Annotated in this window: 8 protein-coding genes and 3 pseudogenes; 6 read left to right on the top strand and 5 right to left on the bottom strand. The window is 47.3% G+C overall.

The window, feature by feature from the left end; translation table 11 throughout:
* Positions 1-40 precede the first annotated feature (40 nt).
* Both UNITIG_RS24065 and xseA read right to left on the bottom strand, forming a co-directional pair.
* Positions 41-403, bottom strand: a pseudogene (locus UNITIG_RS24065) (SirB2 family protein); the annotation flags it as partial.
* An 87-nt stretch (positions 404-490) separates the two neighbouring features.
* Positions 491-1843 (bottom strand): annotated as a pseudogene (gene xseA / locus UNITIG_RS05115) (exodeoxyribonuclease VII large subunit); the annotation flags it as partial.
* Between the two features lie 235 nt (positions 1844-2078).
* On the opposite strand from xseA, the gene guaB reads away from it, so the two are divergent.
* The 4 genes from guaB to UNITIG_RS05095 all read left to right on the top strand — a co-directional run bounded on the left by guaB (position 2079) and on the right by UNITIG_RS05095 (position 6834).
* A complete protein-coding gene (guaB, locus tag UNITIG_RS05110) occupies positions 2079-3548 on the top strand; it encodes an IMP dehydrogenase (protein WP_101757425.1) in 1470 nt (489 codons plus the stop codon).
* Positions 3549-3610: 62 nt separating this feature from the next.
* Positions 3611-5191, top strand: coding sequence for a glutamine-hydrolyzing GMP synthase (guaA, locus tag UNITIG_RS05105; RefSeq protein WP_101757424.1), 1581 nt, complete (start codon positions 3611-3613; stop codon positions 5189-5191).
* A 33-nt stretch (positions 5192-5224) separates the two neighbouring features.
* Positions 5225-5716, top strand: coding sequence for a tRNA adenosine(34) deaminase TadA (tadA, locus tag UNITIG_RS05100; RefSeq protein ID WP_101757423.1), 492 nt, complete (start codon positions 5225-5227; stop codon positions 5714-5716).
* Complete coding sequence (locus tag UNITIG_RS05095; protein WP_101757422.1) at positions 5713-6834, top strand: helix-turn-helix transcriptional regulator; 1122 nt, start codon at positions 5713-5715, stop codon at positions 6832-6834. Before tadA ends, UNITIG_RS05095 begins: the two co-directional genes overlap by 4 nt.
* Before the next feature lie 70 nt (positions 6835-6904).
* Here the strand turns inward: UNITIG_RS05095 and UNITIG_RS05090 are convergent.
* Positions 6905-7998: pseudogene (locus UNITIG_RS05090) on the bottom strand (Rieske 2Fe-2S domain-containing protein).
* Positions 7999-8193: 195 nt separating this feature from the next.
* Here UNITIG_RS05090 and UNITIG_RS05085 point away from each other — a divergent pair.
* Positions 8194-9096 (top strand): VOC family protein, encoded by a 903-nt coding sequence (locus UNITIG_RS05085; protein ID WP_101757421.1) that lies wholly within the window; start codon positions 8194-8196, stop codon positions 9094-9096.
* A gap of 341 nt (positions 9097-9437) precedes the next feature.
* On the opposite strand, the gene UNITIG_RS05080 is transcribed toward UNITIG_RS05085, so the two are convergent.
* Complete coding sequence (locus UNITIG_RS05080; RefSeq protein WP_101757420.1) at positions 9438-10604, bottom strand: helix-turn-helix transcriptional regulator; 1167 nt, start codon at positions 10602-10604, stop codon at positions 9438-9440.
* Positions 10605-10681: 77 nt separating this feature from the next.
* Positions 10682-14053 carry a DUF1631 family protein gene (locus UNITIG_RS05075; RefSeq protein ID WP_159931094.1) on the bottom strand — a complete coding sequence of 1124 codons (3372 nt, stop codon included), beginning with the start codon at positions 14051-14053 and terminating at the stop codon, positions 10682-10684.
* 318 nt (positions 14054-14371) lie between these two features.
* On the opposite strand from UNITIG_RS05075, the gene UNITIG_RS05070 reads away from it, so the two are divergent.
* Positions 14372-16735, top strand: coding sequence for a response regulator (locus UNITIG_RS05070; protein WP_101757418.1), 2364 nt, complete (start codon positions 14372-14374; stop codon positions 16733-16735).
* Positions 16736-16760: the final 25 nt, after the last annotated feature.

Genomic DNA, 16760 nt, shown 5'->3' with positions numbered 1-16760 from the left:
CCTCGTAGTGCCAAGCTACGGGGGCTTTTTTTATGATGGTTTAAAAGCCCGGTAAGGGTGTGCGATTGATGGCGACTGCGACAATATAGCCAAAGCACAGCAAAGCCATCACAAAAGCCGCACCCCGTTGCTGTCGGTTGCGCCCAAAGCGCAGCACGACCATCCCCAAGCCAATATATAGCAATAAAGCGACAAGCTTGGCAGTTACCCAATCTGTACTGAATGGGTATTGATGGCTTTGCCAGGCAAGAAAAATAGCGCAGCTGAATAATACGGTGTCATTAAGGTGCGGGGCATAGCGTAACCAGCCGGTAGGCTTATAGTTCTCGCGGATTAATTTCAAGCTACCCCGATAGATAAAACAGCTTATGGTGAAGGTGGCGGTAGCCATGTGTAGCAGTTTTATCAACGGGTAAAGTTGCAAGTCCATGTGGCCCTCAAGCTTGTTGCTTTTCGCCTGGATTATTTGTGGGCTGGGCGCCGGGTTGGTTGCGGTGACGGTGCTCTCTACATTGCCGTTGGCCAGCTTGGTCAGCAAGGTCTGGCCAATAATGACTTCATCGGCTTGTCTAACGACTTTGCCAGCGGTATCGGTAGTGATGGCATAGCCGCGCTTGAGTGTGGCCAGCGGGCTCACTGTTTCCAGTAAGTGTATCGCCGAGGCAAGTCTTTGTTGCTTTTTAAGTAGCGCATGTTGACTGTTTTTTTCCAGTCGCTGTAGCAAGTTACTCGCTGTTTGCTGCAACTGTCGAATCAAGTGCCTGGGCGTTTGTTGTTGCAGCCGCGACTTTAGCAGATCAATCCCCATTTGAGTCTGTTGGCTGTGATTGCGCCAGCCATTCAGTAGGCGCAGCTCCAGCTCGTCCAGTCGCTGACTGTGTTCCTGTAGGCGACTGCCGGGGTGGCGAATATGGGATTGCAGCCAGTCCAATTTTTGCCGCTTGTCAGTGAGGGTTTGCTGTATATTGCGGCGCAGTAATTGTTCGTAGCCATTAAAGCTGGCCATCATTTCAATGCTGTTGGGGCTGAGCAATTCGGCCGCTGCGGATGGGGTGGCGGCGCGTATATCGGCCACAAAGTCGGCAATGGTGAAATCGGTTTCGTGGCCTACCGCGCTGACTACGGGTAGCTGGCTGTGGAAAATTGCCTGAGCCACCACTTCTTCATTAAAGGCCCACAAATCTTCGATGGAGCCGCCACCACGGCCCGCTAAAATAACATCAAAGCCGAGAACCTCGGCTTGTTCATTGGCAGTATTAATGGCTTTTGCTATTTCGGCGGCGGCGCCCTGTCCCTGTACTGCCACCGGTAATACTGTAACCTGGATACCCGCAAAGCGTCTGCCCAGTACCGTCAGAATGTCTCTGATAGCGGCGCCCGTAGGCGAGGTGATGACGGCGATATGCCGAGGTAGGCTGGGGATGGCTTTTTTATAGCTGGCATCGAACCAGCCCTGCTGTTGCAGTTTGGCTTTCAGTTGTTCGAAGGCTAAGGCTAGCGCACCTTCACCGGCGGGCTCTAAATGCTCAACAATTAATTGGTAGTCACCGCGCGGTTCATACAGGCTCAGTTTGGCGCGGGCGAGCACTTGCTGTCCTGCTTCTACCTTAAAGCGCAAGCGCGCATTGCTACTGCGGAACATGGCGCAGCGCACTTGCGCGCCACTGTCTTTTAAGGAGAAGTACCAATGGCCGGAGGAGGGTTGCGATAAATTGGAGATCTCGCCAGCCACCCAAACCGAGGCAAAGTGGCCTTCCAGCAGTCTTTTTGCTTGCCGGTTGAGCTGGCTGATAGTAAGCGTGTCGCGCTTGGGGGGAGACTTTGCTGGTTGATAATTTTGCATGGCGGGTATTGTAGGGCAGAGCTGCGCGGCTGTCTGCGCTTTCTCAAGGATGTTGGTTTACTGGCGAGATAATCAAAGTTATTGATTTACTGAACAAAAACAATCGCTTAAAATACCGGGTTATAATTCTTGCAGGGTATGCTCTACACTCTGTCTTGGGTCCCACTGGCTAAGTTCGTTTGATCGTGATGTGACAGCATTTCGGCGGCGAGCTATTACTAATTGGAATGTACAAATGCTACGAATTGCCGAAGAAGCCCTTACTTTTGATGATGTCTTGTTATTGCCTGGCTACTCCGAAGTGACCGCAAAAGATGTTTCCCTCAAAACTCAACTTACTCGTAATATCCGTCTAAATATTCCGCTGCTTTCTGCGGCGATGGATACCGTGACCGAATCCCGTTTAGCTATTGCGCTAGCGCAGGAAGGCGGCATCGGTATTATTCATAAAAGCATGAGCATCGAAAAGCAGGCCTATCAGGTGCGGGCAGTAAAAAAACACGAAAGTGGTGTCGTTAAAGACCCGATTACTATTGATGCGTCTGCGCCCATCCATCGGCTATTTGAAATTCGTCAGGAACATAATATTTCCGGCGTACCGGTATTGGATAAAGGCAACCTGGTTGGCATCGTTACCAGTCGCGATGTGCGTTTTGAAACCCATATGGATCACCCTGTCTCCAGCATTATGACACCAAAAGATAAGCTGGTCACCGTCAAGGAAGGTGCTGATCTGGATATGGTTAAAGAGTTACTGCATAAAAATCGCATTGAAAAAGTATTGGTAGTCAATGACGACTTTGGTCTGTGTGGAATGATTACCGTTAAAGATATTAATAAAGCGCAAACTTACCCCAATGCCTGTAAAGATACTTCTGGCCAGTTATTGGTCGGGGCTTCAGTGGGTACCGGTGCCGATACCGATGACCGTGTTGCCGCTTTGGTTGAAGCTGGTGTGGATGTGTTAGTGGTTGATACTGCTCATGGCCACTCTAAAAATGTGTTGGACCGGGTGCGTTGGATCAAACAGAAATACCCCGCAATGCAAGTGATTGGTGGCAATATTGCTACTGCTGAAGCTGCGTTGGCGTTAGCCGAAGCGGGAGCAGATGCCGTTAAAGTCGGCATTGGCCCAGGTTCAATCTGTACAACACGTATCGTAACAGGTATCGGTGTTCCGCAAATTTCTGCTATTGCCAATGTGGCTGCGGCGTTAAAAGAGACAGATATTCCCTTGATCGCCGATGGCGGTATTCGCTTCTCGGGGGATATTTCCAAAGCAGTCGCTGCCGGTGCTTCCTGCATTATGATGGGCAGTATGTTTGCAGGTACCGAAGAAGCGCCAGGTGAAGTGGAGTTGTATCAGGGGCGTACCTACAAGTCTTATCGCGGCATGGGGTCATTGGGTGCGATGGCGCAAACCCAGGGTTCCAGTGATCGCTATTTTCAAAGTGTCGAAGCCGGAACCGAAAAATTAGTGCCCGAAGGCATTGAGGGGCGAGTGCCTTATAAAGGGCCGCTGGCGGCCATTGTTCATCAGCTGTTAGGTGGTTTGCGATCAGCTATGGGCTATACCGGTAGTATGGATATGGAAACCATGCGCAGTCGTCCACAGTTCGTGAAAGTGACAGCGGCGGGAATGAGTGAAAGCCATGTGCATGACGTTAGCATCACTAAAGAAGCGCCAAACTACCCAAGAGCCTAGCCTATCTTTGGTCATTCCTGCGTCAGTGGGAATGACACTATTCAAGTTACTGAGAATTTACTATGTCTGTTGATATTCATGCCCAACGAATTCTGATTTTAGATTTCGGCTCCCAATATACTCAATTGATTGCCCGTCGTGTGCGCGAGATTGGGGTGTTTTCAGAAATTCGTGCCTTTGATATGTCCGAAGACGAGATCAGAGCATTTAACCCCAAGGGTATTGTCTTGGCTGGCGGCCCTGAATCGGTGACTGAAGGTTCTTCGCCACGGGCACCTGCGGTGGTATTTGAATTGGGTGTTCCGGTATTGGGTATTTGTTATGGCATGCAAACCATGGCTGAACAGTTAGGTGGCAAGGTAGCCTCTTCGGATATCCGTGAGTTTGGTTATGCGCAAATTAAAGTACAGGGCGAGTCGGCACTGCTACATGATATTAAAGACCATGTTGATAGCAATGACGGCGCTGCGCTGTTAGATGTGTGGATGAGTCACGGTGACAAAGTGACCGTCATGCCGGAAGGTTTTCAGTTAATGGCGTCTACCGATTCGTGCCCTATTGCTGGTATGTATCAAGCGGAGAAAAATTTCTTTGGTATACAGTTTCACCCTGAAGTTACCCATACCTTGCAAGGCAAACGTATGTTTGAACACTTCGTGTTAGAAACCTGTGCCTGCGATGCCTTGTGGACACCAGCGAATATTGTTGAAGACGCTATTAATACCGTACGCAATGTAGTCGGTAGCGATAAGGTGTTGTTGGGCTTATCTGGCGGCGTAGATTCCTCAGTAGTAGCGGCTTTGTTGCATCGTGCTATCGGCGATCAGCTGACCTGTGTATTTGTCGATAATGGTTTGCTGCGTAAAAACGAAGGCGATCAAGTGATGGACATGTTCGCTAAAAATATGGGGGTGAAAGTGATTCGCGCTGACGCTGCCGATATTTTTCTGGGTAAATTGGCGGGTGAAGCGGATCCTGAGAAAAAACGTAAAATTATTGGTGGTACCTTTATCGATATTTTTGATCAGCAAGCGTCGAAAATACAGGATGTAAAATGGTTGGCGCAAGGCACTATTTATCCGGATGTGATTGAGTCGGCCGCCGCTAAAACCGGCAAGGCCCATGTGATCAAGTCACACCATAATGTGGGTGGCTTGCCGGATGATATGCAGTTTGAATTGGTAGAGCCGCTGCGTGAATTATTTAAAGATGAAGTCAGAAAAATCGGTTTGGAATTGGGCTTGCCTTACGACATGGTTTATCGCCATCCATTTCCAGGTCCGGGTTTAGGTGTGCGTATTCTGGGTGAAGTGAAAAAAGAATACGCTGATATTTTACGTGAAGCCGATGCCATTTTTCTCGAAGAGTTGCACGCCGCTGATTGGTATCATAAAACCAGCCAATCTTTTGCCGTATTTTTACCCGTGAAGTCAGTGGGTGTGGTCGGCGACGCACGGCGGTATGAATACGTAATTGCTTTGCGTGCCGTTGAAACGATTGATTTTATGACCGCGCGCTGGGCGCACCTGCCTTACGAATTATTAGAAAAAGTGTCTAACCGTATCATCAATGAAATCAGTGGTGTGTCGCGGGTTACTTATGATGTATCTAGTAAGCCACCAGCTACTATTGAGTGGGAATAGCCTGCCCGGCTATTATTTACTGGGCTTTATTACATGTATTCGAGCCAGGATGAAAGCTACATGCATCACGCACTTGCGTTAGCAGCAAAAGCAGCCGCTGTTGATGAGGTGCCGGTAGGTGCACTGGTAGTACTCAATGATGAAATTATTGGCGAAGGTTGGAATCAACCTATCAGTAGTCATGACCCCACCGCCCATGCGGAAGTGATTGCGTTGCGTAATGCGGCTAAAAAGCTAGCCAACTACCGTCTTCCTGAAGCCACTCTTTATGTCACTATTGAACCTTGCACTATGTGTGCGGGAGCGTTGGTACATGCGCGTATCGGCCGTGTGGTTTACGGTGCGGTGGAGCCTAAGTCAGGTGTGGCAGAAAGCAACGGCTGTATTTTTCAAGGTGCACACTTGAATCATCAAGTGGAATTGATTGGTGGTGTGTTGGCAGCGCAGTGTTCGGATCTGATTTCTGGTTTTTTCCAGCGCCGCCGACAGCATCAGCGTGAAAATAAACAGGCACCAAAACTATGATGGTGTTGGATAAAGATTTTAGTCAGCTGCTGGGGACTATTTATCAGGGCGCGCTGGAAGAGCAGCCGTGGCAAAGTTTTTTGGCCTTGTTGCGCGAGGAAATGGCTGCGGTGAATACCACCTTGGTATTACGTCCGCCCTCAGATCGCGGCAAGGGGGTGTTGCTTACCGATGGTGGTTCAATGGAGGGGATAGCGACATATAATGAAAGCATGTTCGTGCATGACCCTTTTATTGATTTGAAGCCTGGCGAAGTTAAAACCTTGTCCGAGTTTATTAGTGAAGAAGCCTTGTTAAGCAGTGAACTCTACCAGGTATGTATGGCGCCGGCGGGTTTGCATCATAGTTTAGGTGCAGATTTAAATGTGGCCGGGGTGATGGAAGCCCGACTTCGCGTAGCCAGAGTTAAAGGCGCAAAACCGTTCGCGGATGACGATAAAACGTTTGTGAAAACGTTATTACCGCATCTTGAGCGGGCGATCAGTATTCATGCGCGGTTGAATAAAATGGAATCGGAGCGCGCTTTATATGCGGGTGTAGTTGAGCAGCTATCAGTGGGTAGTATTATTCTCGATGAAAATGGCCGGGTATTGAATGCAAATGAGATGGCGGCTCGTTTGATTGCCGCTAAAGATGGCCTGCTCCAGCACAAAAATAATTTGCAGTTGGCAACGCGCGATCAAACCGTAGAATTACAAAAATTGATTGCGGAAGTCTTGGAAAATCAACGCCGAGGTTTACCGGCGGTGGTGCAGGCTATGAAAGTTCAGCGGCCATCGGGGCTGGCGGATTTAGGGTTTGTGATTCGACCTATCCCCACTAACGAATGGTCTGAGGGGCAGGCAGTGCCTTCGGTAGCGATATTTGTTAGCGATCCTGAGCAGCAGTCAGAGGCCCCGGTTCAAATTATTACCCGGCTATTTGATCTTACCCCAACTGAAGCTGCATTGACGATGTTACTGGCAAATGGTTTAAGTTTGGATGAAGCGGCGGAGCAATTATCAGTCAGTCGCAATACGGCGAGAACACATTTGCGGGCGGTATTCTCCAAAACCGGTGTGAGTCGACAACCTATGTTGGTACGGTTGATTTTAAAAAGTGTCGCTTCGCTGGCGTGAGAAAATAGAGTATAAAAAAGCCCGGCATTGTTGCCGGGCTTTTGCATTGTGCTAATTATACAGTCTGTACTTAAGCCAGCGATTCAATGCTCTCTTCCAGTTTTACGGTATCAGCACCTGGCTTAGCGAAGTTTTCGATATGGTAGAGACCGTTGACCTCCTGGTGATGCTTACTCAGGCTTTCACGGCTGTCAAAAAATTGTTTGTACCATTTACGCACCATATTAAAAGGTCCGTCATGTTTTAGCTGCAGTACGCGAATCGCCGGTTTCTTATTCGCCCACACATTAAAGTCTGCGGAAAAAGCGGCAAGGGCCCCAGCTTGGGCTTCTATTTGCGCGGCTTGAGCTACGTCGGCTGGCATGCCACCGCCAAATAACAAGACCGCGTGCCAGGCTTGCGTAACACCATCATCAACTGGTGTGTTGGCGATCAACTCGTACATCGTTGCTTCACCAAAATTTTGCTTTGACCACAAAATTCCCGGGCCGGTGTACCAGGTTACCGTGTTCAACTGCGCATCATAGAGTTTGTGATATCCACCCTGACGTTGAATAACTATATGATCGCGGAATTCATTTTCAAAAATTCGCAAGGCGCGCCATGGGTGGGGCCCAGATGTTGGCAGTCGGCCATGTTATCCAAAATTTCGATGCCGTGTATGGGGATGGAACCTAGGTGGTCAATACCCTGCCAGCGCACCCAGTCGGGGTTGTCCCATTCTTTTAAGCCGGGTGCCGGATACATGGGCTCACCTTCTTCCGGGTCCCACCACACCATGATGGTTCCCATGACTTCTTGCACTGGGTAGGATTTTAATTTGGCTGAACGTGGAATAGGGCCATCGTAGCCAGGGATATCATCACACTGACCATCGGCATCAAAGCGCCAGCCGTGGTATGGGCAGCGAATGGAATCACCTTCAATCTGCTCGCCGTTGGCGGCGATATGGGCCGTGGTACTTGCCGCAATATGGGTTTGCATGTGTGGGCAGTAGGCATCCAGCATCACCGGTTTGCCGCTCTCACCGCGATAGAGGGCAAAGTCCTGACCAAAAAACCGTACTGCTTTCGGGGTTTCATTCAATTCCTTGGCTTCGGCGACGATAAACCAGCCCCGTGGAAATGTTTCTGGACCAAGTCCGTAATCTGTTGCTGTTGCCATAACACTGTCTCCAGTACCTAAGTTATTTTTAATGGTAGTCGATTCGAGCATGAGTATAATCGATGATCACTTTTTCAGGGTCGTCTGAATGGATGAGGGCGTAATAATTCGCTTGTGAGACACTTTGATTATCGATATTGGTTCAATATTAAGTACCAGTTTTAATAATGTATAAACAAACTCAAGGGGTAAAAGATGGATGTTCGCAGCTTAGGCTATGTAGTAATAGATGCCGCTGATCCGCAGCAATGGTTAAGTTATGGTACCGAAGTATTAGGCTTGATGGTGGCGCCGGGTATGCCTGACGATGGTAATGTCTACTTGAAAATGGATGCACGCCCGTTCCGGTTTGCGATTAATAAAGCTGAGACTGATCGCCTGGCAATTTGTGGTTGGGAACTTAGCAGTCAGGCTGATTTCGAGCAAACTAAACAGCACCTGCAAACTGCTGGGGTGGCTTTTGAGCAGGCTGATCAAGAGCTTGCCCAGTTACGTCGGGTGCGAGACTTAATTCGCTTACAAGACCCCTCCGGGAATACTCTGGAGTTGTATTGGGGAGCCGACCTGGACTATGCCAAATTCGTCTCGCCACTGGGTATTGCCGGTTTTGAAACCGGATTTAACGGAGATATGGGTTTTGGTCATGCAGTGCTGCCTTGCGGAAAGTTAAAAGAGACGCATGCTTTTTATCGTGACTTATTAGGTTTTGGTGATACTGATTATATGCATTTCAAATTTACTGATGACGCCAATGATCCTGGTCAGGGGCTGCACTTTATGCATGTTAACAACCCTCGCCACCACAGTCTGGCGTTATACGAGGATGCGAATAACCCGCTGGGCTGTGTGCATCTGATGCTGGAAGTTCTTGATGTTGATGAGGTGGGTTACTGTCTGGATCGGGTACAAGCCAAAGACGTGCCGATTATTTCCTCTCTGGGTCGTCATACCAATGATCGTATGTTGTCATTTTATATGGCAACGCCAACGGGTTTTGCGTTGGAGTTTGGTACCGGCGGTTTGCAGATGAATTGGGAGGGGTATACCCCAACTGTCAGTACTTTACCGAGTTTGTGGGGGCATAAATTTAGTATGTGATGAGGGGTGAGAGGGAGCGTCTTTTGATGCTCCTGCATCCACTACAGGCTTCCCGCCGATGAGGATCGCCGCTCAATGCTCCTGCAACCGCGGCATACTCCCCATCCATGGGGATAAAAAAAGCGGAGTAGGGTATTGCCCTCTCCGCATAATGACATCCGTTACATTTGAGTTCGACCTGGATAGCTCTCCCAAGGACTGCCTTATCCCGCAGAAAATCCATTAGGTAAATTTAAGATTAGCAGTCATTTATAACTCTTCAATCAAATTTTATGACCAAAATGCAATAAAAGGCATATTCAATAGCGTTATTGGTGGTAGTTAGGACCATTTGGCGCTATTTAGCCTAGGTTCGCCACACTTTTGACTAGCAGGCGCACCAGTTCAGCTTGTCTTGATACACCAGTTTTGGAAAATATTGACTTTAATTGGGCTCTGGCGGTGTGCTGGCTGACATGTTGTTGCTCGGAAGCCTCAGCTAGAGAGCGGCCTTTCGCCAGTAGCAGCGCTAAAGCCGCTTCGGCGGGCGTGAAGCCGAATAGACGAGTAATAACCTGTTGCGATGTTTCCGATTGCTGCTCCGGGTCACTGATAAATATAGCGACTGTTGGGCTCGCTTGTCCTTCAGACCACTGTGAACTCGGTACGGGGCGGATAACCAGGCCTAAATCCGCTTTGCCCGAGGGACGCTGTACTCGCATCGCTTCGGCCATGGCCGGTTTTGCGCTATCCCGCTGAGCCAGTATATTGGTTACAGTTGTGTGTAGTTCTGTGGCCTGCAGGGTGTTGCTGATGTGTAATTGCTGTTGCTTTTGGAATAGACCGTCTTTTTCAGCCAGCAGCTGTCCTGCCAGTGGATTGGTGCTAAGAATTTTTCCCTGTTCATCGAGAATGATGGTGCCCACAGCGAGTTTATCAACGGCGTGGGCATAGAGGTCACGTTCAGATTCAATGCGATTGATCCGCGCGTGGAACTGAATAGCCCGTTTCAAGTGCGGCATAATCATCGCAATCAATTGCTTGTGTTCGCTGTTAAAAGCCTGTTCTTGCTTGCCTCTGCAAACACGTAAGCAGGCCACCAGTCCTTCCGGTTCACGGGTGTCGGCACCAATGATGTGGTAGACCCCGGCGGGTTGAAGATACTGAATATAGTATTCGCTGGTTTCCAATTGATCCTGCGCTACCATTTCTGCCAGGGTGACAACTTCGCCGATGGGCAAATTGACGAAAGGGTCCAGCGCAAAAAATTGCTCTTTATAGGCTGAGGCTTGCCAATCTTCAGGGTCAGCTAATTCAGTTTTACTTTGTTCGCCAGCTGCAGGGCGTTGATAATTAAGGATCAGTCCGGAGTCGCCAATGGCTGGCGGTCGTAATACCAATGACACTGCAAAGGCATCCAGTCGCTGACTTAACAGCGGTAAAAATTGTTGCCATGGAGTGGCTTCCAATGGGCCTTGATAGATAGCACTAATAAGTGCGTCATAGTGGATGAGATCAGAATTGAGCAAGGGTGTTCTCAGTGTTGGCGCTGGTTAATTAAGAGCGCAGTTTACGGTTTTTTCGAGGTGAGTGAAATGGTCGGGTGCTAAGTGCTAGGCGCCGTAGCTATCTGCGTCAGTAATTCAGGTCTGGAAATGGCATAGCCTTGAATATAATCAACGCCGATCTCTTTCAATACTGTGATGATTTCTTCTGTTTCAGCATATTCAGCGATGGTTTTCTTACCCATTAAATGCGCTATTTCGTTAATCGATTTAACCAGTGCGTAATCGTTTTTATTGTTGACGATATCCTGAACGAACATGCCGTCTATTTTTAAATAGTCTACCGGCAGATGCTTTAAATATTGGTAAGATGCATTGCCACTACCAAAATCATCTAGCGAAAATTTACAGCCAACACGTTTTATTTCGCGAATAAAATCAGCGGCTTCTGTGAGGTTGTTGATGGTTGCCGTTTCGGTCACTTCAAAACAAATTTTGGTGGTAGGGATTTTGTATTGCGCAAACTGTTCCAGAATAAAGTCCAGGAATTGGTCGTCGTTGAGACTATTTCCGGATAAATTAATTGATACTGCAGGGGCATCCTGATTAGCCAGTGCTAATTGTTGTAGCCATAGGAATGTGTTTTCTATTACCCAGCGATCTACCTTCTGCATACGGTTGTAGCATTCGGCCGCTTCAATAAATTCGACCGGTGAAATCAATTCGCCATTATCATCTTTTAGTGCAATTAATATTTCATAATGAGGTTCAGCCTCGCGGTCATTAAGTGGGCAAATTTTTTGACCGCGAAGAACTAATTTATCGCTGCTCAGTACGCTGTTAAGTTTATCGATCCAGGCTAATAGCTTTTCACGTCGGCTATGAAGTTCTTTATCTTCACTGGAATCGTGAATACGGTTGCCACCATTGTCTTTGGCTACCTGGCAGGCTGAGACCGCGTTGCGTAATAAGTCGACAACATTTTCGGTGTACTTATTGATGGCTTTAAGGCCAATGCTGATAGTGAAGTTTATGTTATGTTTTTGCCAGCCGAAGTTGTGATTGGCTACTGTCTTACGAATTTCATCAGCGATACGATGTGAGTCCTGTGTATCCCGGTGTTGTAATAGCATTACAAATTCATTGCCTGCCATTCTTGCAACTATAGAATTTTCTGGTGCGCATTCTTCAATAACTTTGCTGGTATCTATAATGAGTTGGTCGCCAGCTACGTGACCATGAAGATTGTTTGTGAGAGAAAACTTATCAATATCGATATAAAGCAAGCAGTGACTTTCACTTTTACTTTTGGCATCAAGCAATGTGTTGCCTAATATTTTTTCACACTCTTTGCGGCTGAGAAGGTTGGTAAGTTCATCATGGCTGCTTTTAAAGGCAAGTTGCTGGTAGGCTTCCTGTACAGTGGAATATAAACTGCGTTCGACTAATGGCCATTCAGATTTTTCAGTCACTGGCGACAGCCCTTTTGACATTTCATTGGCCAGATCTACCAGGTCATAATCCAGCACTTTTTGTCCGCGGTTATTAACAAATACAAAGTGCTGGCGATTGTCGCTTACCCATGCCAGTTTTATGTTGCGCTGGCCGCTTGCATCGCCTAAATAGGAAAACTCGTCGCCAGCTTTAAGGTTCTTTGCCCGCTTAAACCAGCGGTTAAGTTGCGGGTTTGCGGCTTCTAATTCCTTTTGCAATTCATGGCTATTACGTTCGCTGCTTAAAGCTTCTTTGAGTGTCACCATTGTGGCTGGACGTTCGCCTTTAAGGGTGTCACAAATGTGTTCAACGGTATCCTGAAAACGGTAGTCACCAGGGAATATATCCTGCAATTGCTGATTGATCAGGTCGGCGAATGAATCTGCTTCTAAATCACGCTGGATGGTAGATTGTGATAAATTTTCATCACTATTGATGTCGCTAATCCACAGTAATAATTGGTCAAGCGTAGCGAGCTGCTCGTGCCAGAGGTCGCTGTCCTGACCGGACCTGAGGTAAGTGAGTTTTAATAGTTCACGCCAGCCATTGTCGATGAGTTTAAGCACGACTTCCGGCGCCTGTGGCGGTGAGATTCTGCGCTGGATTTCACGATCAACGGCTTCTTGTGCTTGTTTTACACGCTGCCGCCCTTCATAGGTTTGAGCGATGCGCATGGTATTGCGTTCACTGGCATTGTGTTGCTGGCTTGCAATGCCGGATAGGTCTTCCAGTGTTTGAGTGAATACGGACGGGTCTTGCTGGAAGTTTGTAGTGATATTGCTAATGGCAGTATCAAATTTTTTCTCTAAGGTTTGGTTAGGCATATCGCTATTTACACATAGCTCAATTAATTGATTGAGCAGGGCGTGAACGGGGTGCTGATTGTTGGATAAAATACTGTGGTCTAACAAAGTTGCTTTAGCGATAGGTATTTGCAAGCGTTTTATTTGATTGGTGAGTGCTTCGGATATTTGTGGATACTCGTTAAGCGTTTGAAATATTGAGTCGGTTAACGTCATTAAATCCCGGCTTTGATGGTCGAGTACTAATTGGCTTTGTTGTTCTAGCCATTCGCTGAGTGATACGTTGGCACCAACATTTTCAATGGCGTTGTTATCAGTTTGCAATGTGTTTAGCTGATTAATAATGTCGTTAATACTGGCCGGAACTACATTGCCTGTATTGCTGACATTTACCTCAGGGTTAGATTGCCTCAATAGTGCGAGTACATTCTGGGCCGCATCAAGAATTGCGGGCGAGTTAGCAGCTTTTTGCTGGGCCGGTAACTGCCCGTTAAATGATGCGTTGTTATCTTTAGCTATTGGTTTGCGCTCGCGCAGTACTTGAGATTCGATATTGGGTAAAATACCGCGGCTTTTCAGGCGGCTGTTTAACGTGTCATATAGGTCATCTAGCTGATTGATGATAGCGTGATCGAATAAGCGGTATAAGATCGGTTGTACTTCTGGTGACAGTGTTAAGTCCCTGAAAGTGTCCTGCATTGCGTGACAGATATTATCAATACTAAAAGGCAGCGCTTCGCCGCAGATGTCTTGGTTAACCAATTGACTATAACGCTGTTCCAAACAGCTAACACCTTTGTAATAGCGTGAATTGGCTCTGCGAATAATGGTTTCTGCTGACAGCCAGTCTTCGAATTCTTTCAGATCAACCAGTTGCATACTTTCGTGGATTTCTGCTGTCTTGGTAGCCGGTTGCGCAGTTGTATTGCCGCTTAGACGTTGCTCCAAAAGCGTGCAGTACTTGGTTCGAATTTGTTCGCCATGCTGGCGTATCATGGCTTTGGCTTCAAATAATTGGTTTTGATGCTCGTTATTGTCGGCGACCTCGGCCAATTGGAAGAGTTGATTGTCAGCCTCTCGCAAGAACTGCTCGAAGAGATTGGCAATTTGAGTCAGCGTAATATCATTTAACTCATCGACAATAGTGTTGAAATGGGGCTTTATTGGTGTTTCCATGCTTTGGATTCTATCTCTCATTCTGGGGTTGTTAGAATTTCTGTTTTAAATTCATACCGCCTAGTTCTATAGTAGTCAAAATTCTGTACTAGAGTGGATAAAAAATACCATTTACTGCTATTTAAGGGGGCGGAGGGTCGCTTTAAGTGGGGGATGGTCGCTAGTGGTAGCATAGTGCTTCCGGCTGAGGCACAACACTAGGGTAAATACCTAATTTAAGTGGAAATAAACCCTGATAGACTATACTTTGTTGCGTCATATAATAAGCATGTGTCTTACTTGGAAGTTCAACATCTCGAATCGGAGTATTCGCAGTAAATGAATATTTGGGGAAATCAGCGCACGGTAGCAGCTAAGCTGAATCAATTGATCCTGTTGGCGACCGGTCTTGCCGTTATAGTTGTTACCATAGCGGGCATGTATAACGACTACCTCAATCAGCAAAGTGAAGTCGTTAGTCTAATGGATAGCCACTCCAAAGTGATCGGCAGTAATAATACTGCGGCTATCGTTTTTGATGAGCCATTTAGCGCTCGTGAGTCTTTAAAATCCCTGGAAGTAGTCACCGGTATTGTGGTCGCAGCTATCTATAGTGATAGTGGCGAATTGTTTGCCAGCTATGTTGGTGAGCCTGGTTTGGAAGCGCCGGAGGTTAGGCCTGAGGGATATTATTTTGAAGGTGACCATGTAGATTTGTATCAGGCTATCATTCTCGATGGCGACAATATCGGCATGATTTTTTTGCGCTACGATATGTCTGAGTCTTACGCCTTGTTAGTAGAGGTCTTTTTGCTGGATATGGGGGTTGGCCTCCTTGCGATGTTGTTAGCCGTATTTCTCGCGCATCGCGTTCAGCGCAGTATTACCGATCCTATTCAAGCGCTATCAGCTAGCGCCCAACAAGTGTCCGACCGAGGTGATTATGGCGTTCGTGCGCCGGTAATCAATGATGATGATATCGGTCAATTAACGAATGTTTTTAATACCATGTTGCAACAGGTGCAGGATCGTGACCGCGAGCTGGCCAATTCCAGAGATTTATTGGAGCAGCGAGTAAAAGAGCGTACTGCCGAACTGACGATTGCAATGGAGCGAGCGGAAGCTGCGGCACGCTCCAAGTCCCAGTTTTTAGCTGCAATGAGTCATGAGATTCGAACGCCATTGAATGGCGTTATCGGTATGGCCTCATTATTGGCCGGTACGGAACTAGATGAAGAACAGCGCGATAGTACCGATACTATTCAAAGTTCTGCCGATGCCTTGCTGGGCATTATTAATGATATTTTGGACTTTTCAAAAATTGAAGCGGGTAAAATGGATCTGGAGTTGATTCCATTTAATCTCAGGACAGTGCTTGAGGGCATGGTCGAGTCGATGAAGCTAAAAGCTGTAGAGAAAAATATTTTTTTGCAGTTACGCTTCGCCGAAGGTGTTGAAGAATATGTTAAAGGTGATCCTGGTAGAATTCGTCAGGTCCTCACCAATTTTATTAGCAATGCGATTAAATTTACCTCCACTGGTGGCGTGATGGTTGATGTATCGGCGCGTCAATTAAAAGCTGGTGTATGTGAATATCGTTTTGCGGTGGAAGATACTGGTATCGGTATTTCACAATCGAAACTGGATTATGTGTTTGAGGAATTTGCTCAGGCTGATAGTTCGACGACGCGTAAATACGGTGGTACAGGCCTTGGTCTGAGTATTTCGTCACTGCTGGCGAAGTTGATGAATGGCCGTTTGGAAGTAGAAAGTCGTGAAGGAAAGGGATCGGTTTTCACGTTGGTACTGGAGTTACCATTAACGCCGGCTGCACAGTTACCTGTGGTAGTGGCAGATCAAGCGACTAATTTACGCGTATTGGTTGTCGGTGATGTTACTGGACGTTATCAGTTAACCAGCGACTGGTGCCGTCGTTGGGGAATGGATGTGCTCTCTGTAGAGGCGCCTGATGAAGCGCTAGCTGCAGTTGAGCAGGCGATTCAGCAATCCCAACCTTTTGAGGTGATGATTGTTGATGAAGTTGTCGGCTTTGATAGTGGCCTCGATTTGGCGAAGAGCATTCGACAGAATCCGGCACTAGCAGGTTTATCACTGATCTTTATGGCGGTGAGTTCCGGTGGTGATAAAGCTAAATTGGTTGAAGAGGCTGGGTACACAGGTTACTTAACCCGGCCGGTTAGAGAGTCGCAATTGTTGAAGACCTTACAACATATTAACCGCCAACAGCAGTCCAAAGACAGTGAGGCTTTTATAACGCCCTATACCTTTACCCGCCCACAAGAGAGCACAGTCTCTCGCACCAGTGGACAAGTGAGTATTTTATTGGCCGAAGATAATTTGGTTAATCAAAAGGTGGCGGTGCGTATGTTAGAAAGGCTGGGCTGTAATGTCGATATCGCTGTAGATGGCGCAGAGGCGGTGAGCATGTGGCAGCAATCAAAATATGATTTGATTTTTATGGATTGCCATATGCCAATAAAAGATGGCTATCAGGCTACCCGTGAAATTCGCAGTATCGAAAATGGCAGTGTCCATATCCCGATTGTCGCGTTAACTGCAAACGCCATGGAAGGTGAAGCTCAAGTCTGCGCTGAAGTAGGTATGGACGGATTTATTGCCAAACCGGTTAAGGTGAGTGATCTGGAAGCTGTGATTGTCGATTTCACCAAAGGGCTGCTTTAAGGCTTTTGGTTTTTTTATAGATATA

It is taken from the genome of Oceanicoccus sp. KOV_DT_Chl (genome assembly GCF_900120175.1).
Classification (GTDB): domain Bacteria; phylum Pseudomonadota; class Gammaproteobacteria; order Pseudomonadales; family Dasaniaceae; genus Oceanicoccus.
The sequence above is the reverse complement of the archived record's forward strand: the minus strand, read 5'-3'. Positions and strand labels throughout refer to the sequence as shown.

Excerpts from the sequence above, each read along its gene's own strand:
- UNITIG_RS05085 (WP_101757421.1), top strand. The coding sequence starts at position 8,194 with ATGGATGTTCGCAGCTTAGGCTATGTAGTAATAGATGCCGCTGATCCG.
- guaB (WP_101757425.1), top strand. The coding sequence starts at position 2,079 with ATGCTACGAATTGCCGAAGAAGCCCTTACTTTTGATGATGTCTTGTTA.
- tadA (WP_101757423.1), top strand. The coding sequence starts at position 5,225 with ATGTATTCGAGCCAGGATGAAAGCTACATGCATCACGCACTTGCGTTA.
- UNITIG_RS05075 (WP_159931094.1), bottom strand. The coding sequence starts at position 14,053 with ATGGAAACACCAATAAAGCCCCATTTCAACACTATTGTCGATGAGTTA.
- UNITIG_RS05095 (WP_101757422.1), top strand. The coding sequence starts at position 5,713 with ATGATGGTGTTGGATAAAGATTTTAGTCAGCTGCTGGGGACTATTTAT.
- guaA (WP_101757424.1), top strand. The coding sequence starts at position 3,611 with ATGTCTGTTGATATTCATGCCCAACGAATTCTGATTTTAGATTTCGGC.
- UNITIG_RS05070 (WP_101757418.1), top strand. The coding sequence starts at position 14,372 with ATGAATATTTGGGGAAATCAGCGCACGGTAGCAGCTAAGCTGAATCAA.